The 19,928-nt window shown below is 63.0% G+C and carries 22 protein-coding genes; 14 read left to right on the forward strand and 8 right to left on the reverse strand.

Annotated features, from left to right (window positions below; translation table 11 throughout):
* The first annotated feature begins 72 nt into the window (after positions 1–72).
* The 5 genes from mtrB (at position 73) to secA (ending at position 7,295) form a co-directional block, all read left to right on the forward strand.
* Positions 73–1,536 (forward strand): MtrAB system histidine kinase MtrB, encoded by a 1,464-nt coding sequence (gene mtrB, locus CE_RS03960; RefSeq protein WP_006769548.1) that lies wholly within the window; start codon positions 73–75, stop codon positions 1,534–1,536.
* 5 nt (positions 1,537–1,541) lie between these two features.
* Positions 1,542–3,224 carry an MtrAB system accessory lipoprotein LpqB gene (gene lpqB / locus CE_RS03965; RefSeq protein WP_006769547.1) on the forward strand — a complete coding sequence of 561 codons (1,683 nt, stop codon included), beginning with the start codon at positions 1,542–1,544 and terminating at the stop codon, positions 3,222–3,224.
* Entirely contained in the window at positions 3,224–3,814 is a 591-nt protein-coding gene (locus CE_RS03970; protein WP_006769546.1) for a ComF family protein, read from the forward strand. Before lpqB ends, CE_RS03970 begins: the two co-directional genes overlap by 1 nt.
* A 129-nt stretch (positions 3,815–3,943) precedes the next feature.
* Complete coding sequence (hpf, locus tag CE_RS03975; RefSeq protein ID WP_035109635.1) at positions 3,944–4,621, forward strand: ribosome hibernation-promoting factor, HPF/YfiA family; 678 nt, start codon at positions 3,944–3,946, stop codon at positions 4,619–4,621.
* 136 nt (positions 4,622–4,757) lie between these two features.
* On the forward strand, positions 4,758–7,295 hold the full coding sequence (gene secA, locus CE_RS03980; protein WP_011075138.1) for a preprotein translocase subunit SecA: 2,538 nt from the start codon (positions 4,758–4,760) through the stop codon (positions 7,293–7,295).
* A gap of 10 nt (positions 7,296–7,305) precedes the next feature.
* Here secA and CE_RS03985 read toward each other — a convergent pair whose 3' ends face one another.
* Positions 7,306–7,686 (reverse strand): Rv3235 family protein, encoded by a 381-nt coding sequence (locus CE_RS03985; RefSeq protein ID WP_006769543.1) that lies wholly within the window; start codon positions 7,684–7,686, stop codon positions 7,306–7,308.
* Between the two features lie 126 nt (positions 7,687–7,812).
* Here CE_RS03985 and CE_RS03990 point away from each other — a divergent pair, with 126 nt between their 5' ends.
* Together CE_RS03990 and CE_RS03995 are read left to right on the forward strand one after the other, a co-directional pair.
* Entirely contained in the window at positions 7,813–8,223 is a 411-nt protein-coding gene (locus CE_RS03990; RefSeq protein WP_006769542.1) for an HAD family hydrolase, read from the forward strand.
* A 2-nt stretch (positions 8,224–8,225) separates the two neighbouring features.
* On the forward strand, positions 8,226–8,732 hold the full coding sequence (locus CE_RS03995; RefSeq protein WP_006769541.1) for a DUF6912 family protein: 507 nt from the start codon (positions 8,226–8,228) through the stop codon (positions 8,730–8,732).
* Here CE_RS03995 and rsgA read toward each other — a convergent pair.
* Both rsgA and aroA read right to left on the reverse strand, forming a co-directional pair.
* On the reverse strand, positions 8,729–9,718 hold the full coding sequence (rsgA, locus tag CE_RS04000; RefSeq protein WP_081447247.1) for a ribosome small subunit-dependent GTPase A: 990 nt from the start codon (positions 9,716–9,718) through the stop codon (positions 8,729–8,731). The two genes, CE_RS03995 and rsgA, sit on opposite strands and share 4 nt — an antisense overlap.
* Positions 9,711–11,006, reverse strand: coding sequence for a 3-phosphoshikimate 1-carboxyvinyltransferase (aroA, locus tag CE_RS04005; protein ID WP_006769539.1), 1,296 nt, complete (start codon positions 11,004–11,006; stop codon positions 9,711–9,713). Before aroA ends, rsgA begins: the two co-directional genes overlap by 8 nt.
* A 10-nt stretch (positions 11,007–11,016) precedes the next feature.
* On the opposite strand from aroA, the gene CE_RS04010 reads away from it, so the two are divergent.
* The gene (locus CE_RS04010; RefSeq protein ID WP_006769538.1) at positions 11,017–11,658 is read left to right on the forward strand and encodes an SOS response-associated peptidase; all 642 of its coding nucleotides are present in this window, start codon (positions 11,017–11,019) and stop codon (positions 11,656–11,658) included.
* Here CE_RS04010 and CE_RS04015 read toward each other — a convergent pair.
* Positions 11,655–12,776 carry an HNH endonuclease signature motif containing protein gene (locus tag CE_RS04015; protein ID WP_006769537.1) on the reverse strand — a complete coding sequence of 374 codons (1,122 nt, stop codon included), beginning with the start codon at positions 12,774–12,776 and terminating at the stop codon, positions 11,655–11,657. The two genes, CE_RS04010 and CE_RS04015, sit on opposite strands and share 4 nt — an antisense overlap.
* Positions 12,777–12,947: 171 nt before the next feature.
* On the opposite strand from CE_RS04015, the gene CE_RS04020 reads away from it, so the two are divergent.
* Both CE_RS04020 and rsrA read left to right on the forward strand, forming a co-directional pair.
* Positions 12,948–13,574, forward strand: coding sequence for a sigma-70 family RNA polymerase sigma factor (locus CE_RS04020; protein WP_006769536.1), 627 nt, complete (start codon positions 12,948–12,950; stop codon positions 13,572–13,574).
* Positions 13,571–13,846 (forward strand): mycothiol system anti-sigma-R factor, encoded by a 276-nt coding sequence (rsrA, locus tag CE_RS14795; protein WP_081447246.1) that lies wholly within the window; start codon positions 13,571–13,573, stop codon positions 13,844–13,846. The genes CE_RS04020 and rsrA overlap by 4 nt, the downstream gene beginning before the upstream one ends.
* 124 nt (positions 13,847–13,970) lie before the next feature.
* On the opposite strand, the gene CE_RS15820 is transcribed toward rsrA, so the two are convergent.
* The gene (locus CE_RS15820) at positions 13,971–14,045 is read right to left on the reverse strand and encodes a 50S ribosomal protein bL37 (RefSeq protein ID WP_096877815.1); all 75 of its coding nucleotides are present in this window, start codon (positions 14,043–14,045) and stop codon (positions 13,971–13,973) included.
* Between the two features lie 165 nt (positions 14,046–14,210).
* Positions 14,211–14,471, reverse strand: coding sequence for a WhiB family transcriptional regulator WhcE (whcE, locus tag CE_RS04025; RefSeq protein ID WP_006769534.1), 261 nt, complete (start codon positions 14,469–14,471; stop codon positions 14,211–14,213).
* Positions 14,472–15,035: 564 nt separating this feature from the next.
* Here whcE and CE_RS04030 point away from each other — a divergent pair.
* On the forward strand, positions 15,036–15,458 hold the full coding sequence (locus tag CE_RS04030) for a hypothetical protein (protein WP_011075143.1): 423 nt from the start codon (positions 15,036–15,038) through the stop codon (positions 15,456–15,458).
* A 13-nt stretch (positions 15,459–15,471) separates the two neighbouring features.
* On the opposite strand, the gene CE_RS04035 is transcribed toward CE_RS04030, so the two are convergent.
* Both CE_RS04035 and CE_RS04040 read right to left on the reverse strand, forming a co-directional pair.
* Complete coding sequence (locus CE_RS04035) at positions 15,472–16,677, reverse strand: Rv3212 family protein (RefSeq protein WP_006769532.1); 1,206 nt, start codon at positions 16,675–16,677, stop codon at positions 15,472–15,474.
* A 3-nt stretch (positions 16,678–16,680) separates the two neighbouring features.
* Positions 16,681–17,955: a DEAD/DEAH box helicase gene (locus tag CE_RS04040; protein ID WP_006769531.1), complete on the reverse strand. Its 1,275-nt coding sequence runs from the start codon at positions 17,953–17,955 to the stop codon at positions 16,681–16,683.
* 68 nt (positions 17,956–18,023) lie between these two features.
* Between CE_RS04040 and CE_RS04045 the strand changes: the two genes are divergently transcribed.
* Genes CE_RS04045 through CE_RS04055 form a run of 3 tightly spaced genes read left to right on the forward strand, consistent with a single transcriptional unit; the run spans position 18,024 to position 19,927 of the window.
* Positions 18,024–18,251, forward strand: a complete 228-nt coding sequence (locus CE_RS04045; RefSeq protein ID WP_006769530.1) for a DUF3107 domain-containing protein — start codon at positions 18,024–18,026, stop codon at positions 18,249–18,251.
* An 18-nt stretch (positions 18,252–18,269) separates the two neighbouring features.
* Positions 18,270–19,139: a DUF3152 domain-containing protein gene (locus CE_RS04050; protein ID WP_006769529.1), complete on the forward strand. Its 870-nt coding sequence runs from the start codon at positions 18,270–18,272 to the stop codon at positions 19,137–19,139.
* 23 nt (positions 19,140–19,162) lie between these two features.
* On the forward strand, positions 19,163–19,927 hold the full coding sequence (locus CE_RS04055; protein WP_006769528.1) for a TIGR02569 family protein: 765 nt from the start codon (positions 19,163–19,165) through the stop codon (positions 19,925–19,927).
* The last annotated feature ends 1 nt before the right edge of the window (position 19,928 follow it).

Consider the following 19,928-nt stretch of genomic DNA (forward strand, 5'->3'; position numbering starts at 1 on the left):
GTCGTCGACAAGTGGCGCACCTCCCTGCAGGTCCGTGTCGTCGGTTCGATCTTCACCGCCTCCGCGGTGGTGATGATCCTGCTAGGGCTCGGGATGCTCACCGTCTTCACCCAGCGCCTGGTCGACCAGAAGATCGACATCGCCAATTCCGAGATCGACCGTGCCCGCATCGTCGTGGAGGAGCAGATCGCCGCATCCAGCGCCTCCAGTTCGGTGCAGTTGCGGCTCAACTCGGCCCGCGCCGCCCTGGCCAGCCTCGGCAGCTCAGGCAGCGGTGGCGATGTCACCGCTGCCTATGAACCCGTGATCCTGGTGGACGGCGCCGATGTGATCGTCTCACCGGAGGGCTACCGGATCCCCGACCGGCTCAGATACTACGTGTCGGAGAATCAGGTCTCCTACCAGTTCAGCTCCATCGATCAGGGGGATGGGGCTGCGTACAACGCATTGATCATCGGCACCCCCACGGAGAGTGACATCCCGGGGCTCCAGGTCTACCTGGTGTTCTCCATGGAAAACGATGAGGCCTCCCTCGCCCTGATGCGGGGCCTGCTCTCCGCCGCACTGGTGGTCGTTGTGGTGTTGCTCGTCGGCATCGCCTGGTTGGCCACCCAGCAGGTCACCGCCCCCGTCCGGTCCGCCAGCCGCATCGCCGAGCGGTTTGCGCAGGGCAAACTGCGTGAACGCATGGTCGTTGACGGCGAGGATGAGATGGCGCGTCTGGCCATGAGCTTCAACGCCATGGCGGAATCCCTGTCCGCCCAGATCAAACAGCTGGAGGAGTACGGAAACCTCCAGCGTCAGTTCACCTCGGATGTCTCGCATGAGCTGCGCACCCCGCTGACCACTGTGCGCATGGCCGCGGATCTCATCGCCGACAACCAGGAGGAACTCTCTTCGGTGGCCCGTCGCGCCAGTGAACTGATGGTGCGTGAACTCGACCGCTTCGAATCCCTGCTCAATGATCTGCTGGAGATCTCCCGCCATGATGCCGGCATGGCGGACCTGTCCACCACCCGTCATGATGTGCGCAGCGCGGTGACCTCCGCTCTGCAGCAGGTCACCGTGCTCGCGGAGGATCTCGGCGTGGAACTCAAGGTCGACATGCCCGGGGAACAGGTCATGATCGAGGGGGATTCCCGGCGTATCGAACGCATCGTGCGCAATCTCCTGGCCAATGCCATCGACCACGCCCGGGGCCGTCCGGTGGAGGTCACCCTCAGGGCGAATGATGAGGCTGTTGCCATCACCGTCCTCGACCACGGTGTCGGGTTGAAGTCGGGGCAGGAGGAGCTGGTGTTCAACCGTTTCTGGCGGGCCGACCCATCCCGTGTGCGGCATTCAGGGGGGACCGGTCTGGGGTTGGCGATCGCCCGCGAGGACGCCATCCTGCACGGTGGCACCCTGGATGCCGCCGGCAACCTGGATGTCGGGTCCATGTTCCGGCTTGTCATCCCCCGCGAACCCCACCTGGGATACCGCGATGCCCCACTCGAGCTCGCCGCCCCCTCGCAGCCCTGGGAGGTGGAGGTGTGAGAAGAATGAAGGCCCTGACCGCAGCCATGACCGCAGCCCTCCTGGTGAGTGGCTGTTCCACCCTGCCGAGCAACACTGACCCGCAGGTGCTCCGATCCTTCAACGCCGATGACCAGTCCGCGGAGGTGGCCGGTCCCACCCCGGGCGCGGACCCCGATATCCTGCTTCGTGGTTTCTTCAGCGCGGCCGCCTTCCCCGCGCAGCAGTACCAGGCATCGCGGGCGTATCTCACCGAGGAGGCGAACCGGAACTGGGATCCCACGGCCACCACCGTCGTGGTCGACCGCATCGACCTGAACACCCAGGCGGGGGCGACGGAGGATGAACGGCGTATCGTTATCCGCGGCACCCAGGTGGGCACCCTCGGCAGTGGTGGCGTCTACCGGCCGGAGAATTCCGAGCTGGTGGCCGAGATCGTCATGAGGCGGGTGGATAATGAATGGCGCATCGATGATCTACCCGACGGGGTGGTGCTGGAGCGCACCGAGATGCGTAACCACTACACCCCCAAGAACGTCTACTTCTTCGATCCCTCCGGGCAGGTGCTGGTGGGGGACAGGCGGTGGATCCACAATGCGGTGCAGTCCCTCGACACCACCCTGATGTCCCTGCTGGTTTCCGGGCCGTCGCAGTATCTGGCCCCCGGTGTGGTGCACCAGTTACCCTCGGGTGCCTCCTTCGTCGGTTTCTCCGACGGTGCCTATCAGTTCACCGGCCTCAGTTCGATGAATGAGGAGGAGCGTCTGAGTTTCGCCACCCAGGTGGTCTGGATGCTCGCCCACGCGGAGATCCCGGGCCCCTATGCGATCTTCGCGGATGGTTCCCCGCTGGTGGCGGATTTCCCGGTCCTGTCCATCGAGGATGTCGCGGAGTTCAACCCGGAGGCCTACACCAATGCGGTCTCGACCCTGTTCTCCCTGCGTGACGGCGTGGTCTCCCGGGTGAGTTCGGGAACCGTGACACCCCTGACCGGGTTTCTGGGGTCCGGGGACATTGATTCCGTGGCCATCTCCACCTCGGCGAATGTGGCCGCCGCGGTCCGGGGCAATGAATCCCCGAGGCTGTCGGTGGGTGCACCGGAAGGGTCCTACACCGATGTGCTCACCGCGGACACCATCACCCGGCCCACCTTCGAGTATGCGGCCAATGCGCTGTGGGCGGTGGCCGACGGCGACACCCCGGTGCGGGTGACCAGGTCCTCCACCACCCGTGAACTGGTGCAGACCGAGGTGGAGATCACCCTGCCGGAGGGGGTGACCGGGGCGATCTCGGAATTCCAGTTGTCGCGTACCGGTGTGCGCGCGGCGATGATCATCGAGGGCCGGGTCTACATGGGGGTGGTCACCCGGCCGTCACCGGGTGAGCGTGGGGTGACCAACATCGTGGAGGTTGCGCCTGCGCTGCGGGAGACCGCCCTGAGTCTGGCGTGGCGACAGGACGGCTCCCTCCTGGTGGGCACGTCGATGCCGGAGCTGCCGATCTGGCGCGTGGAGATCGACGGCTCCGGCGCCAGTGCCCTGCCGAGCGGCAACATCAACGCCCCGGTGGTGTCCGTGGCCAGCTCCGCCTCCACGATCTATGCCACCGATGCCCATGCGCTGCTCCAGCTGCCGGCATCGGACAATACGATCTGGCGTGAGGTTCCCGGGCTGCTGGGTGTGCGTTCGGCCGCGGTGGTGGCCTACTGATGGAGCTGCTGCTCCCGGTGACCTGCGCGGGATGCGGTGCGCCGGGGTCGGTGTTGTGTCCAAGGTGCGGCACGGCGTGGCGGGCCACACCGCAGCGGGTGTCGGTGGATGTGGATTTCCCGGTGTGGTCGTTGTCGCCGTACAACGGTCCGCACCGGTCGGTGCTCATCGCGATGAAGGAACGGGGACGGCGCGACGTGGTCGCGCATGTGGGGGCGGTGATCCGGGCGTCGATAAGCCATCTGGTGGCCCGCGGGGAGGTCGAACACGACATCACCCTGGTGCCGGCCCCCACCCGGGAGCGTTCCCGACGCCGCCGCGGGGGCGATCCCGTCGAGCGGGTCTGCGCCACCACGCGCTTGTCGACGCACCCCTGTCTCCGCATCCCCTCCCGCACGCCCGATTCCGTGGGCCTCGGGGCGGAGGAGCGACGGCGCAGCATGCGGGTGGACCTGCTGCGTGTGCCACCTTCGCCGGTGCTGCTCATCGATGATGTGGTCACCACCGGTGCCACGCTGCAGGCTTCCGCGAACAGCCTCCGAACAGCAGGTGTGCTGGTGAGAGGTGCCCTGACCTACTGCCATGCATGAATAAGGGGACCCTGTTGGCACGTTGGTTATGACCAGACGTACTATGAGAGGTGAAGTTGATCCCGTCATCACCGTGGAAGTAATCCCACTCACACGCAAGTGATGGCCACTACTGGGAGGAGAAGTAGCGTGACTACACCTGCTGACACCAACGACACCTTGAGCCCTGACACCCAGGTGAGCATCACAGGCCGAAACGTTGAGGTACCTGAGCACTTCGCTGAGCGAGTGCACAAGAAGCTGGCAAAGATTGAGCGCCTCGATCCGACCCTGACCTTCTTCCACGTGGAACTCCAGCACGAGCCGAACCCACGCCGTGCGGATGAGAGTAACCGTATCCAGATCACCGCCACCGGCAAGGGCCACATCGCCCGCGCCGAGGCGAAGGAGGACAGCTTCTACGCTGCTCTGGAGACCGCCCTGGCCAAGATGGAGCGCTCCCTGCGCAAGGTCAAGGCACGTCGTAGCATCTCCCGTTCCGGACACCGTGCCCCGCTGAGCACCGGTGAGGTCGGAGCCCAGCTCGTCGCCGAGTCCCAGGAGGCACGTGGTGCCGATGACCTGGGCAAGTACGATGTTGATCCGTACGCCGACAAGGTCGATGATGTGGTCCCCGGCCAGATCGTCCGCACCAAGGAGCACCCGGCCACCCCGATGAGCGTGGATGATGCCCTGTCCGAGATGGAACTCGTCGGACATGATTTCTACCTCTTCATCAACGAGGAGACCCAGCAGCCGTCGGTGGTCTACCGTCGCCATGCCTTCGATTACGGCCTGATCTCCCTGGTCGCAACCGATGAATCATAGGTAAAACCCCCGCAAGATCACAGCTACCCGCCACCCGCGAACCGTGGGTGGCGGGTACTGTGTTCGTAGGAACCGTGCGTACAATGTAGGTTCTCCATCGTAATTTCCGAAATGCTATCAATAAGGACGACTGCTCGTGTTTGGATTGTCCAAGATGCTCCGCGTCGGCGAAGGCCGTGCCGTGAAGCGACTCCAGAAGATCGCTGACCAGGTCATCGCACTGGAAGACCAGTATGCCAACCTCACTGATGAGGAGCTCAAGGCCAAGACTGAGGAATTTAAGGACCGACTCGCCCAGGGGGAGACCCTCGACGATATCTTCCTCGATGCCTTCGCCACCGCCCGTGAGGCCTCCTGGCGTGTGCTGGGACAGAAGCACTACAAGGTGCAGATCATGGGTGGCGCGGCCCTGCATTTCGGAAACGTCGCTGAGATGCGCACCGGTGAGGGCAAGACCCTGACCTGTGTGCTGCCCGCCTACCTCAATGCGCTCGAGGGCAAGGGTGTCCACGTGGTCACGGTCAATGACTACCTGGCCAAGCGTGACGCCGAGTGGATGGGCCGTGTGCACCGCTGGCTGGGCCTGTCCGTCGGTGTCATCCTCTCCGAGCTCCGCCCCGCCGAGCGCAAGGTCGCCTATGACTGCGACATCACCTACGGCACCAACAATGAGCTGGGCTTTGACTACCTGCGCGACAACATGGCCCGTTCCCTCAACGACCTGGTGCAGCGTGGACACCACTACGCCATCGTCGATGAGGTTGACTCCATCCTCATCGATGAGGCCCGCACCCCGCTGATCATCTCCGGTCCCGTCGACGGCTCCTCCCAGTGGTACAACGTCTTCGCGCAGATCGTCCCCCAGCTGACCCGCGACATCCACTACGAGGTGGACCACCGCAAGAAGACCGTCGGCATCAAGGAGGAGGGTGTGGAGAAGGTCGAGGACCTGCTCGGCATCGAAAACCTCTACGCACCTGAGCACTCCCAGCTGGTCAGCTACCTTAACAATGCCATCAAGGCCGAGGAGCTCTTCGAACGTGACAAGGACTACATCGTGCGCAACGGTGAGGTCATGATCGTCGACGGTTTCACCGGCCGTGTCCTGGCGGGTCGCCGCTACAACGAGGGCATGCACCAGGCCATCGAGGCCAAGGAGAAGGTGGAGATCAAAAACGAGAACCAGACTCTGGCCACCGTCACCCTCCAGAACTACTTCCGCCTCTACGAGAAGCTGTCCGGCATGACCGGTACCGCCGAGACCGAGGCCGCCGAGCTGCACCAGATCTACAAACTCGACGTCATCCAGATCCCCACCAACCGTGAGAACCAGCGCGATGACCTCACCGACCTGGTGTACAAGACCCAGGAGGCCAAGTTCGCGGCCGTCGTCGATGACATCGCCGAGCGTATCGCCAACGGCCAGCCGGTCCTGGTCGGCACCGTGTCCGTGGAGCGCTCCGAGTACCTCTCGCAGCTGCTGACCCGTCGTGGCATCAAGCACAATGTGCTCAACGCCAAGCACCACGAGCAGGAGGCACAGATCGTCGCGCAGGCAGGTCTGCCCGGTGCAGTCACCGTGGCCACCAACATGGCCGGCCGTGGTACCGACATCGTGCTCGGTGGCAACCCCGACATCCTTCTCGACATCAAGCTCCGCGAGCGTGGCCTCGACCCCTTTGAGGATGAGGAGGCCTACCAGGTTGCCTGGGAGGAGGAGCTGCCCAAGATGAAGCAGCGGTGTGAGGAACGCGCGGAGAAGGTCCGTGAGGCAGGCGGCCTCTACGTGCTGGGGACCGAACGCCATGAATCCCGCCGCATCGACAACCAGCTGCGTGGTCGTGCCGGCCGTCAGGGTGACCCCGGAGCCACCCGCTTCTACCTCTCCATGCGTGATGATCTCATGGTCCGCTTCGTCGGCCCCACCATGGAGAACATGATGAACCGGCTGAACGTCCCCGATGATGTCCCCATCGAATCCAAGACCGTCACCAACTCCATCAAGGGCGCGCAGGCGCAGGTGGAGAACCAGAACTTCGAGATGCGCAAGAACGTCCTGAAGTACGACGAGGTGATGAACGAACAGCGCAAGGTCATCTACAGCGAGCGCCGCGAGATCCTCGAATCCTCCGACATCTCCCACTACATCAAGAACATGGTCGATGAGACCATCTCCGCCTATGTCGCCGCGGCCACCGCCAACGGTTACGTGGAGGACTGGGACCTGGACAAGCTCTGGAACGCGCTCGAGGCCCTGTACGGCCCGACCTTCACCTGGCAGTCGCTTGTCGACGGTTCCGAGTACGGCGCCCCCGGCGAGCTGTCCGCCGAGGACCTGCGCACCGCACTGCTCGAGGATGCCCGCGCAGAATACGCCAAGCTGGAGGAAGCCGTCACAGCCCTCGGCGGCGAGGCTCAGATGCGCAACATCGAACGCATGGTCCTCATGCCCGTCATCGACCAGAAATGGCGCGAACACCTCTACGAGATGGACTACCTCAAGGAGGGCATCGGCCTGCGCGCCATGGCACAGCGCGACCCCCTGGTGGAATACCAGAAGGAAGGTGGCGACATGTTCAACGCCATGAAGGAAGCCATCAAGGAAGAAACCGTCCGCCAGCTGTTCCTGATGCGCAAGCAGTTCGTCAAACAGGACGAGGAAGCCAACGCCTAGGCATCCTGCCCTAGAGCACCCTGAAGCTCAGCATCCGCCACGTGCCGCCCGACTCCCCGAGCCGGGCGGCATAGGCCGTTATGGTGCCGGCATAACGCAGGCTGCCGAACGCCTCCGCCACCTGCTCATGCATCTGGACATGACAGGAAATAAGCTTGACGACGCCCGCGTCCCCCGCCCTCTGCCGGGCGGTGATGTGGGAGCGCACCGAGGCGTCGAAACGCCGGTGGTTCAGCTGGGTGATCGGGCGCAGACCGAACAGGGAATCCAGCGCCACGCGGATCAGACCCGACACCTCCCTGGGTACGGGGGCTTTCGGCGGTGGGGGAGCAGGCACCGGTTCCGGCACCAGATACATCAGATGGGTCAGACCCGGAATGGGATGAAGCATGACAAAACTCCTTGGGACGAGACTTCCCAAGGCCTGAAACGACAACCACCCCTGAACTGTGCGACAATCTTCGAGCACAGACTATGACTAATATGGCATGAGAATGACAAAAATGAAAGGGAAAAAGTGCGCGGACTGATTGTGGATTACGCCGGAGTGCTCGACGGAGCAGATGAGGACCAGCGGCGGTGGAGGAATCTCCTCGCCGCAGCCAGGAAGAACGGGGTGGCTACCGCTGTGCTCAGCAACGATCCCGGGGGACTCGCGGCAGCACCCATCCGTGAACTCGAAACCCAGGGCGTGGTGGACAAGGTCCTGCTCTCGGGCGAGATCGGCGCGGAGAAGCCCGAAACCGAGGCCTTCCAGGCTGCCGCCGACGCGCTCGACCTCCCGCTGCGGGACTGCGTGCTTGTCGACGACTCCATCCTCAACGTCCGCGGCGCCGTCGAGAACGGCCTCGTGGGTGTCTACTACCAGCAGTTCGACCGCGCGGTCGTCGAGATCGTCGGTCTCTTCGGACTCGAAGGGGAATTCTAACCGTGCGCGTCTACATCCCGGCGACCTTCTGCACCCTGCGCGGACTCAACGAATCCGGTGTCATCACCGCCCGCTCAGGCTACGGCTTCGCCGTCACCCCGGCACTGCGGGAATACTACACCGAAGGCGATGACGAGGAGATCGCCCACGCGGCCTTCCAAGACGCAGCCGAGGCCTCCATCCGACTCCTGGCGGTCGGAGACGAGGAACAGTTCCCCTACCGACGCGTCGTTGTCTCCGTCGATGTGGACGACAAGAACATCACCTTCGTCCCCGAGAACGGTGAATCCGTGGTGAAACTGACCCCCGCGCACATCAACCTCGTTGACGTCGCCGCCATCCACATCGACGTGGAAAGCTCCGAACCCGACACCAAGGCTGCCATCGAGGTCATCGACGCCTCCGACCTCGGTGACGAAGACGCCGAACTCACCGTCGGCGACGCCCAGGACAACTTCATGGCCTGGTACGACCCCGAGGAGCTGCCCTTCCTCGTGGAACTGCTCTAAAGCTCCCAGGCGTCATTACTGCGCAGCGCCTCCAGGAGCGTGCGCACAGCCTCCACCCGCCGGGCAGAAGCACCCTCCAGCTGATCCAGGGCACACTCCGGATCGGCCGGCGGGCCCATATGCGTGCAACCACGCGGGCAGTCCTCAGCGGCGGCTGCCAGGTCCTCGAACACACCCACCACGGTGTCGGCATCGACATGCGCGAGACCGAAGGACCGGATACCCGGGGTGTCGATGATCCACCCGTTCTTCACCGGCAACGCCACCGACTGCGTCGAGGTGTGCCGTCCTTTACCCACACCGGAGACCGTCCCGGTCTCGCGGTGGGCATCCGGAACCAGACGATTAACCAGCGTCGACTTACCCACACCCGAATGACCGATGAACGCGGTGATATGGCCTTCGACGACCTCCAGCACATCATCCAGGGGATCATCGATGCCACACACCACCACGGGCACCTCCAGAGCCTCGAACTCCGCGGCGAACTCACTGGGGTCCGCCAGATCCGACTTGGTCAGGCAGAGAATCGGCTGGATATTCCCCACGAATGCGGCAATCAGCGCACGCTCGACGAAACCAGCCCTCGGCGGGGGATCAGCCACCGCCGAGACGATCAACAGCTGATCGGCGTTGGCGACGACGATCCTCTCATAGGGGTCAGTGTCATCGGCGGTGCGGCGCAGCACGCTGGTGCGTTCCTCGAGGCGGACGATCCTGGCGAGGGTGCCCGGCTGACCGGAGGTGTCTCCGACGACAGCGACGCGGTCACCGACCTCGATGGGGGTGCGCCCCAGTTCCCGGGCCCGCATGGTGACGATGGCATCGGAGCGGCCATCCAGCACCACACCCCAGCGCCCGCGGTCTTTGGTCACAACCATGCCGACAAGCGCATCCTCGTGGGAGGGCCGGTCCTTGGTCCGTGGCCGTGTTCCCTTACTCGGGCGGATCCTCACATCGGATTCATCCCACTGCCGCCTAGCCAACCATTTCCTCCCAGAGGGTCTCAAAACCGGGGAAGGTCTTCGAGGTGGTCTGGATGTCCTCGACTCCGACGTCCTTGATCACCAGACCGATGATGGCGCCTGCGGTGGCCATCCGGTGATCGGCGTAGGAGTGCCACACGCCACCGTGTAGTGGCGCAGGGGTGATGTGGAGACCGTCGTCAAGCTCCGTGCAGTTGCCGCCGAGACGGTTGATCTCGGCAGTCAGTGCCTCCAGGCGGTTGGTCTCATGTCCACGCAGATGTGCGATGCCGGTGAGCCTGGATTCAGTGGTTGCCAGTGCAGCGAGGGCGGCGACGGTGGGGGTGAGCTCACCGATATCGGACATATCCAGGTGGATGCCCTTCAGCTCCGCGGGGCCGGTGACCTCCAGATCGAAGGTGGCACCGTTGGAGATGAACTCCACTGTGCACCCCATGTCCTCCAGGATGCTGCGGATCGAGTCACCGGGTTGGGTGGTGTCACGGGGCCAGTTCCTGACGGTGACGGTTCCGCGGGTGACCGCGGCTGCTGCCAGAAACGGGGTGGCGTTGGACAGATCCGGTTCGATGCGCCAGGTATGGCCGCGGATCTCACCCGGGTGGACTGTCCACTGGTTGGGGGTGACATCCACCCGGATGCCCACCTCCCGGAGCATGGCCACGGTCATCTCGATGTGGGGCATGCTGGGGAGCCTGCCACCGATGTGCCGGACCGTGACCCCGTTGACGAAACGGGGTGCGGACAGGAGTAACCCGGAGACGAACTGGGAGGAGGCGGATGCGTCGATCTCGACGACACCGCCCTCGGGGATACCGTCGGAGGTGACGGTGAAGGGGAGACGGTTGTTTTCCACCCGCACACCCAGTGTGCGCAGAGCATCAAGGATGCTGGTCATCGGGCGGATGCGGGCCTGTTCATCACCATCGAAGTGGACCGGCCCGTCGGCGAAGGCGGCCACCGGGGGGACAAAACGCATCACCGTGCCGGCGAGGCCGCAGTCGATGGAACCAGAGGATAACTCGGCGGGTGGCTCCACGTGGTAGCGGTCGGGGGCCTCCTCGGTGATGGTCACCCCCATACTGCGCAGGGCATCCGCCATGAGGTCGGTGTCCCGGCTGCGCAGGACACCGTGGATGGTGGAGGGGCCAGCAGCGAGGGCGGCGAGGATGAGGGCGCGGTTGGTGATGGATTTGGAACCAGGGATGACCTGGGGCCACACAATCGGGGTGGTGGCTCGTGGAGCATCCCATACGGGCAGAGAAAGAGGCGTTTCGGTCACAGAGTCCATAATAGGGGGTATGTGCGGAAGATTCGCTTTGTTCACCACCGGTGAGGCCCTGATCGATGCTGCTACCCGGGTGGTCGGGAGACGGGTTGATGCCCCGCAGGGCACACCGGGACCCAGATATAATGTCGCGCCCACCCAGATGGTGCCGATCGTGCGTCTCGGTGCCACGGCTCAACTGGATCCGGCCAGGTGGGGTCTGTTGCCTGAGTGGAAGAAGGATGACTCGGGGCCACCCCTGTTCAATGCCCGGGCGGAGACCGTCGCGGAGAAGCCCTCCTTCCGACATGCCTTCAAGGGGCAGCGGTGTGTGATCCCGATGGACGGGTACTACGAGTGGCATGAGAAGAAACCCCATTTTGTGTCGCTGGGTGACGGGTTGATGTGGGCTGCGGGCTTGTGGGCCACGGGTCTCAACCAGTTGTCGGCGACGATGGTGACCACCGATTCGGTGGAGCCGGTGGCGTGGTTGCACAACCGCCTGCCCCGTTTCCTCACCGAGGATGAGATCACCCCGTGGTTGACGGGCACACCTGAGGAGGCACGGGAGCTGCTGCATCCCACCTCCACGGACTGGGTGGAGAGGTTGAGCGTGCGGGAGGTCTCCCGGGACGTGGGGAACGTGCGCAACGATCACGCCGGGCTGCTGGACTAGGCGGCCACCTTTCTGTCCATATAGTCCCCGAAGGTGGTTCCCCATGTCCGCCCTGATCGCGAGAGTGGTCCCTCCGGTGTGGATCGGAAGGGGAGACCATCGAGGACGAAGAGCACATCACCGTCCGGCAGCGGCAGGGCCTCTAGTCGGCCGTCGGTTTTCATGTTGTGGTGGAAGATGCACAGGCACTGGAGGTTCCAGGGGGTGGTCGGTCCGCCCTGGTTGTGGGGCAGGATGTGGTCGATCTGGCAGTGGACCGCCGCCACGCCGCAGCCGGGCACACGGCACGTGGCATCCCGTCCGCGCACGTACATCTTCATCTCCAGGGTGGGTGTGTAGTCGGGGGTTTCGGAGAAGGCGACCAGATCCATATCACGCCGGCTGGTCACCTTGGCCTTCCAGAACTCGATCTGCTCCCGCGACAACCAGCCCCCGTCCGCGAGGAACTCAGGGGTGTCCTGGGTGCCGTAGGCGTGCATCGTCACGTCCGCGTGGATATTGCCCAGGACCAGAGCGGTGAAAGCGTCAACCGGGGTGATCCCCTGATCACGGACCAGTTTGTTGATCGCCGCATTGAGCAGGGCCGCGTGATCCTGTGACACCGACACGGAGACCCTGACACCATCCGGACGACAGTGGAAGAAGACCCCGGCAGGGCGTTGCTCCGGCGGTTTCTTCTCCTCCGGCAGGAGACGTTCCCGAAGCCGTCGCAGCATCGCTGCGATGGACCCGGGTTGTGGCAGCACCTGGTGCTGCCGGGTGGGGGTCAGGTAGGCGGCGACGTGCTCGTCGAAAAGCGTCAGGAACCGGGAGGGGACCTTGGCCAGGGCGCGGGTGATGGTGTTCAGCCGCGGGAGGTCGAGGTGCCCGAGCTTGTCGACGAGGGCACGCAGCGCCGGGAGATCGCCGAGGAACCTCACCGTGAACAGCGACGCGGCGATGAATTTGCGGGGCAGGCCGGTTCGGAGGTTGATCCGGAGGATGACGGTGGCCAGATCCGCATCCTCAGCGGGGAGCTGGTCACGCCAGAAATCCAGATCCCGGCGGTTCTTTTCAATAATCTCGCGGCTGAGGGCATCATCGGGGTTGGTGACTGCGTAAAAGAACAACTCGTTCATGCTCGACTCCTGTTCACGGTTTTCCTTGTACGTATGTTCTAAACCATGGACCGGACATCAGGGGGAGTGCGATCAGCAGATGCGCTGCTCAGAAGCTTAATCGACCACCCCCGTGGGGTCTTGGCAGAGCTCCACGTAGAATGGTTGACACGCGTTTTTGAAAGGGGCCCCATGGCTGAGAACCGAACCGGCACAGCCGACAACGAAGAACTGGCCATCCGCTTCGAGGAGGAGGCTCTACCCCTGCTCGACCAGCTCTACGGTGGTGCCCTCCGGATGACCCGCAACCCGGCTGACGCTGAGGATCTGGTGCAGGACGCCTACATCAAGGCATTCCAGTCATTCGCCAGTTTCCGGCCCGGAACCAACCTCAAGGCCTGGCTGTACCGCATCATGACCAACACCTACATCAACATGTACCGGAAGAAACAGCGACAGCCGGCCCAGACACCGACTGAGGAGATCACCGACTACCAGCTGGTGGACACCTTCTCACACACCTCCACCGGCCTTGAGTCCGCAGAGGTTGAGGCGCTGAAGAACCTCCCCGACGGACAGATCGCCGACGCGATGAACCAACTCAGTCCGGAATTCCGCATGGTGGTCTATTATGCCGATGTGGAGGGGCTCGCCTACAAGGAGATAGCCGAAATCATGGACGTTCCTCTGGGAACGGTCATGTCACGCCTCCACCGTGGAAGAAAACAGCTACGTGGGATGTTGAAGGAAGTAGCGCAAGAACAGGGGATCGGTTTAGGCCATCCCGACATGCAGAAGACCTCGGAGGCGAAGAAATGACAGACAGCAATTGCGGATGCGGCTGTCCACACGACAATTGCGGCTGCTCCGAATTCCACGAGACCATGTACCTGCTCCTCGATGACCAACTCACAGCGGAGGAATGCAGTAGGCTCCGCGCCCACGCGGAAGAATGCCCCAACTGTGCCCAGTTGCTCAATGCAGAGGCGGAATTCAGGGCTCTCCTACGGAAATGCTGTTGCCCACCAGCCCCCGTTGAACTGCGGCAACGAATCTCCTACCAACTCCGGGTGGAGTTTCGGCAGAGTTGAAAAGCCCGCAGGATGACCCCGATGCCCGGCGGAAGATGATCCTTCTCCCGGGCATCGGCGTGTCCTGAGCGGGTAAGAAAAAACCATCCGGAAGAGAACTTCTCTTCCGGATGGTTTATCTTATTTAGGAATTGGGGCGCTTACCGTGGTTGGCGCCCTTCTTGCGGCGATCCTTGCGCTTACGTCCTCGCTTGCTCATGAGGTCCTCCTTCTGTCTGAATGTTGATCAACCTACAACACTTTAGTCGGTGCCCATCAGGGAACAAAGCTGAGGTCAGCAGATTCACCGGTGCCTGTATTCTGTTATGCAACCCGGTGGTTGAACCGGTGTGTTCTGAGTGGTCAGAACGGTGTGGTGACTGTTTTAGACAGCAATGCGGGCACGGCCGCGGCCGCGGTTCTTGCGACGCTTGAGTGCGCGACGCTCGTCCTCGCTCATGCCACCCCAGACGCCTGCATCCTGGCCGGTCTCCAGTGCCCATGCGAGGCACTGGGTGGTGACGGGGCAACGGTTGCAGACCATCTTTGCGGAGGCAATCTGGGCGAGTGCCGGGCCGGAGTTGCCGACAGGGAAGAACAGCTCAGGGTCTTCTTCGCGGCATACTGCTTCGTGGCGCCAATCCATTTCGATAACTCCTTTTCAGTAAAACTCTTTGTCAATGGTGTTCGGGCGCGCTACATGGAACCTCGGAAAGGTTCGGTTCACTGGAAAGTCCCGGGCATGGGGATGAAGACGCAATCTTGCGTCTTGTTGTTTACCTGGGGTTAATGTGGCGCTGCACCGGAATTAAGAATCAGTTGTTTCTGCGTTCTTGTTGGTACTTGGAAATCATGTCATGTACACCGCCCGTTGGCTAGACCCTAACGCCATTTTGTGGGCAACGTCACCCGATTTATAGTCAAAATAGCTTTGATAGGTACCGTTTGCGTGTGCTGAATCACATTGACCTGGTTGCCCATAAAGGGCAAATATCGCATCTACCAGTGGTTTCTGATGTCCTGTGGGAAAAGAGCCGGAGCTCACACTGTCAAGTTCGTAATCACTTAACAAAGAAACTAACGACGTGTAACGCCTTTACATTCCTACTTTTCCACCCCGCTGCGGGTTGGCGTCAAGATAGAAATATTCTCAGGAATCTACCGTGATACCTCTCCGGATGGGTGACGGGGAAGTTAACAGCTAGACTCTGTGCACGTGACATCTTCAATCGTGCCGCCCACCATCCGCTGGGGCGGAATCATCGCCCTCATCCAGTCCGGAATCGGTCTCGCCTACGCATTTTTCCTCATTTACAGGGAATTCACGGGCCAGGACGATCCGAGCATCGTCTACGAATCGACGGAGGCGAACACCTGGGTCGGGTTCGGTACCGCGGTGTTCTTCATTATCATCTTCGGCACTGTTTTTGCCGGGGCGTTGAGCATGATGAGTGGCAGGCGGTGGGGTCGGGGCCCCATCATCATGCTCAACATCATCTTCTTCCCGGTCGCCTATTACATGTTCAGCGAGGGCCGCTATCTGTGGGCAGCGATCGTCGCACTTTCCGCGGCTGGGTGCCTGGCGATGCTCTTCAATGCACGTTCAGTGCACTGGATGGCCAACCAGTACTAGCCGGGGTTGCCTCTTAGCTCAGTCCCACCAGTTCGGACCCGCGCTTTTCGACGATCGTTTCACCCGCGAGGCCCAGGAAAACCGGACCTTCATAACCGCCTCGGTCCACAGGGATGATGCGGGAGACTTCCCCGGTGTCCCAATTCGCCACGGCGATGCCATCGGCGACGGGGTAGAGGAGGTTGCCGTCAACGGCGATGCCGGTTCCGATTGCGTCGTCAAGTTCCAGGGTCAGGGCCAGTATGTCGGGGGAGAAGAGCATGAGCTGGCTGCCATTGAACCAGGACATGTGGTGGGGGAGATCCGCGGTGGCCTGGGAAAACGGGGGAGCGGGGAAGTCGACGTCGTCCACGGGTTGTTCATGAACGGCCACGCCATTGTTGTCATAGGAGACGATCCTGGGCGTGGGGTTTTCGACGTAGACAGCGGCGCTGTCGGTACCGATGGCGACGAGGCGGGCATCCGGGGACTGGAGTTCGATGCTCTGGGTGACATCGGGCATACGTGCGTCCTCCGGCGTGGTGGGTTGCAGGCGGAGGAAGGTGCCACCATCGGGGCAGTTCTCGGTGACCGCGAGTAGTTCCTTGCGGGTCATCGCGGAGGTGATGGAGCATTCGGGGAAGGGCTGTTGGTTGGCTTCCTGGTCCGCCTCGACCTCACCGTATTCCACGGTCCTCACCATGTCGGAGCGCCAGAGTTCCACGCGTTCGGGGCCCACGGTGCCCACGTGGTCATTGGAGGCGATGGGGGCAACTTCCTCATCGGCGCTGGAGCTGCGGGTCGCCTTGTACCGGCCGTCGGTGGCGTTGATGGCCACGACATCGCCGCATCCCACCCCGGTGCGGTAGGTGGCCACGGCTGCGTCGAAAGCGGCTGATAGCGCACACAGGTCCACATCGCGGTCATAGGTCCAGAGCACCTGACCATCAGGGGTGTGGGCGCGCAGCGTGTTGCTCTCGGAGGCGATGATGACCCCGGCGGAGATGACCGGCAGGTGGGCACCCGGGGTGGTGTCGGTAACCCGCCAGATCTCCTCGAGATTTTCGGGCACGCTGCTCAGAGCCGTGGTGGCCACGAAGGGCTCAGGCGCCGGGGTGAGTTCCGATCCGCGGATGGGGGCTGTTGCCCAGGCGGAGACCACCGCGATGAGGGCCACCGCGGTCAGGACACCCGTGATGATGAGATCGTTCCGGGTGTGGCGAAGTGGTTTCTCCGACATGCATTATCTCCTGCGGCGGGGTACGCGGGCGGTGACCGCGCCACCGAGGACCTTGGTTGCGGGGCCGACGCGGTCACCGGCCCCCTCGGGGATGTCGAGGGTGTCGTAGAGTTCCGGTGAGGTGGAGAACCACTGTGGTGGATTGGGTTGGCCGAGCTCGAGCTCATTGTTGATGGCGGTCCATTTCAGCAGCTCATCATAGCCAACGAGGGTGACCGCGGTGCCGGTGTGCCCGGCGCGACCGGTGCGTCCGATGCGGTGGACATACGTCATCGGGTCATCGGGGGTCTGGTAGTTGATCACGTGGGTGACATCATCGATGTCGATGCCGCGGGCCGCCACATCAGTGGCCACGAGGATGTCGATCTTGCCGCTGCGGAAGGCGTTGAGGGAGCGTTCGCGGGCGGGCTGGCCCATGTCTCCGTGGACGGATCCAACGGTGAAACCACGGGCGGCGAGGTCCTCGGCGACCTGGGCGGCGGTGCGTTTGGTACGGGCGAAGATGATGGTCTTGCCACGTCCGCGGGCCTGGAGAATGCGGGCGGTGACCGCCTCCTTATCCATGCGGTGGGCCTGGAAGACGATCTGGCGGGTGGTGGCGTGGGTGGCGGCCGAGTCGGCGGATTCTGCGCGGATGTGCACCGGTTTGTCCAGGAAGCTCCGTGCCAGGGTGAGGATGGGGCCAGGCATGGTGGCGGAGAACAGCATCGTCTGGTGTTTGTGGGTCAGCGCCCTCATGATCTTCTCGATGTCCGGCAGGAAACCCAGGTCCAGCATCTCGTCGGCTTCATCGAGCACGAGGATGGCCACCTTGTCCAGGCGCAGTGCGCCCCGCTGGTAGAGGTCCAGCAGGCGTCCCGGGGTGCCCACCACGACATCAACACCAGTCTCGAGGGCGTCGATCTGCTCCTCGTACGGGGTGCCACCATAGAAGGTGAACACCTTCAGTGGGAGATTCACCGCCGCGCGTTCGAGATCCTCACCGACCTGGACAGCCAGCTCGCGGGTTGGCACGATGACCAGGGCACGGGGGGTGCCGTCGATCTCCTCGATATCAGCGGAGTCGAAGACCCGGTCCAACAGCGGGACACCGAAACCGTAGGTCTTGCCCATGCCGGTGCGGGCCTGTCCGATGAGGTCGTGACCGTCGAGCGCGATGGGAAGGGTGTACTCCTGGATCGCAAAGGTGTGGCGGATACCGAGGGCGTCGAGGGCGTCGGTGATCTCCGCCGCGACACCGAGCTCTGTGAACGTGGGGCGAGGGCTTTCAGAAGACACAACTTAGATACTATCGTTGCACGGATACAATAGGGTCATTCCACACAAACGAGTCTTTTAGGAGAAGCATGGATATCAAGATCGGTTTCGCTGATTCCGCACGTGAACTCATTATTTCGTCCAACCAGAGCCAGGATGAGGTGGCGGCGAAGGTCTCCGAGGCTCTGTCCGACGACTCCGGGATCTTCGACATGACCGATGACAAGGGGCGTCGCTTCCTGGTCCGTAACAACCGCATCGCCTATGTAGAGGTCGGCACCACCACCCCGCGCACCGTCGGTTTCGCCGGCGCATAAACGGGGTCGTTGGAGTAAGTGAAACAGGAACCGCTGTGGGTCCGCCTCGCCCATGAACTCGGCTGGCGTGCCTATGCCATCCCGGTCCTGGCCGTGATCACGGTCTGGGTGCTGGTGGACGTGTTCTCCAGCAGCGGCGCCACCGAGGGGGAGATGACGGCGTCGACAAGCACGACGGCGACCACCCGCTCCCCGGAACCCGCCCCGATGGCCGGCCCGGACCCGGCAGACGCGGACCCCTTGTCGATTCCTCCGACGGAACTACCCCCCGGTGGCCCGTTCACGCAGGAGGGTGAGGGGAGTTTCCGGGTGGTGGGCAATCCGCTGCCCCCGGTTGGTGAGGGGCGTGTGTACACCTACATCATTGAGGTGGAAAACGGCATCGACACCGCCGCCTACGGGGGCGATGACGGCTTCGTCTCGGTGGTCGATGCCACCCTGGCCAATCCCAAGGGGTGGATCGCCAATCCGGATTATGCCTTTCAGCATGTGCGGCCCGATGAGGATCCCGATCTGCGGATCCAGTTGAGTTCGCTGGCCACGACTCACGCCCTGTGTGGCAATGACATCGAGATGGAGACCAGCTGTTTCTACTCGGACGGCAACCGTGTCCTCATCAACGAGTCGCGGTGGATCCGTGGTGCCCTGCCGTTCGACGGGGATCTCGGGTCGTACCGCCAGTACCTGATCAACCATGAGGTCGGCCATGGTCTGGGGTATGCCGCCCATGATCACTGCGCCGCCGACGGTGAGCTCGCGCCGATCATGATGCAGCAGACACTCAGTTTGAACAACTCTGAGCTGTACCGCATCGATCCGGATGAGGTGTACCCGGATGATGGTGCCACCTGCGTATACAATCCGTGGCCGTATCCGCGGGGCCTGTAGTTCCCAGAATGTGAGGAAAAACCATGTCCAATCAGCTCCCCGATCACATCCGCGATGCCTTCCAGGTGGGTATCGGTCCCGCCGAGGGCCTCGGTGGGGCGTGGGACCATGGTTTCCGTGTGGGCAACACCGTGTTCTCCCGGGTGACCAACCCGGAAATCGCCTCCTGGTCCTCGAAGGTGCGGGAGGGGCTGCGACCGGAGGGGGTGCGGGTGGTGCGTCCGATCCGTTCCACGGATGGTCGTTTCGTGGTCTCCGGGTGGCGCGCCTCGGTGTATTCCACCGGTGAGGTCAGCCAGCGTGTGGATGAAACCGTCGTGGCTGCCCTGCGCCTGGCTGATGCCCTGGTCAACGCGCCCAAACCGGAGCTGGAGCCGTTGAACCTGTTTGCCCGTGCGGATACCCGCGCCTGGGATGACCAGGCCGGGCGCATCGGGTCCCTGCTGCGCCCCATTGATCAGCCGGTGCAGGTGTGCCACGCGGATATGCTGGCGACCACTTTGTACTCGGCCACCCAACCCCCGGTGGTCACGGATCTCGTACCCCTGGTCCGGCCGCATGGTTTCACCGCGGCGCTGGTCATCATCGATGGTTTGCTGCTGGGGGCTGTCGACGAGGGCATTCTCCGCCGGTTCTCCCATCTGCCCGATATTGACCAGCTGCTGCTGCGTGCCTTCCTCTACCGTCGTAATGTGCAGGAGCTGACCGGAACCACGGATCAGAACATACTTTCGAATCTGGGTAGGGTGGAAACCACGCTCGTGTCCTATCTGTCTGACACACTCTAGG

Origin of the sequence: Corynebacterium efficiens YS-314, from assembly GCF_000011305.1 — a bacterium.
In the GTDB taxonomy this organism is placed as follows: Bacteria; Actinomycetota; Actinomycetes; order Mycobacteriales; family Mycobacteriaceae; genus Corynebacterium; species Corynebacterium efficiens.

Excerpts from the sequence above, each read along its gene's own strand:
- CE_RS04055 (WP_006769528.1), top strand. The coding sequence starts at position 19,163 with ATGTCCAATCAGCTCCCCGATCACATCCGCGATGCCTTCCAGGTGGGT.
- rsrA (WP_081447246.1), top strand. The coding sequence starts at position 13,571 with ATGACAGACAGCAATTGCGGATGCGGCTGTCCACACGACAATTGCGGC.
- CE_RS04015 (WP_006769537.1), bottom strand. The coding sequence starts at position 12,776 with ATGAACGAGTTGTTCTTTTACGCAGTCACCAACCCCGATGATGCCCTC.
- whcE (WP_006769534.1), bottom strand. The coding sequence starts at position 14,471 with ATGGATTGGCGCCACGAAGCAGTATGCCGCGAAGAAGACCCTGAGCTG.
- CE_RS04035 (WP_006769532.1), bottom strand. The coding sequence starts at position 16,677 with ATGTCGGAGAAACCACTTCGCCACACCCGGAACGATCTCATCATCACG.
- lpqB (WP_006769547.1), top strand. The coding sequence starts at position 1,542 with ATGAAGGCCCTGACCGCAGCCATGACCGCAGCCCTCCTGGTGAGTGGC.
- aroA (WP_006769539.1), bottom strand. The coding sequence starts at position 11,006 with ATGGACTCTGTGACCGAAACGCCTCTTTCTCTGCCCGTATGGGATGCT.
- CE_RS04045 (WP_006769530.1), top strand. The coding sequence starts at position 18,024 with ATGGATATCAAGATCGGTTTCGCTGATTCCGCACGTGAACTCATTATT.
- CE_RS03985 (WP_006769543.1), bottom strand. The coding sequence starts at position 7,686 with ATGCTTCATCCCATTCCGGGTCTGACCCATCTGATGTATCTGGTGCCG.
- mtrB (WP_006769548.1), top strand. The coding sequence starts at position 73 with ATGATCCTGCTAGGGCTCGGGATGCTCACCGTCTTCACCCAGCGCCTG.
- CE_RS03970 (WP_006769546.1), top strand. The coding sequence starts at position 3,224 with ATGGAGCTGCTGCTCCCGGTGACCTGCGCGGGATGCGGTGCGCCGGGG.
- CE_RS04020 (WP_006769536.1), top strand. The coding sequence starts at position 12,948 with ATGGCTGAGAACCGAACCGGCACAGCCGACAACGAAGAACTGGCCATC.
- CE_RS04010 (WP_006769538.1), top strand. The coding sequence starts at position 11,017 with ATGTGCGGAAGATTCGCTTTGTTCACCACCGGTGAGGCCCTGATCGAT.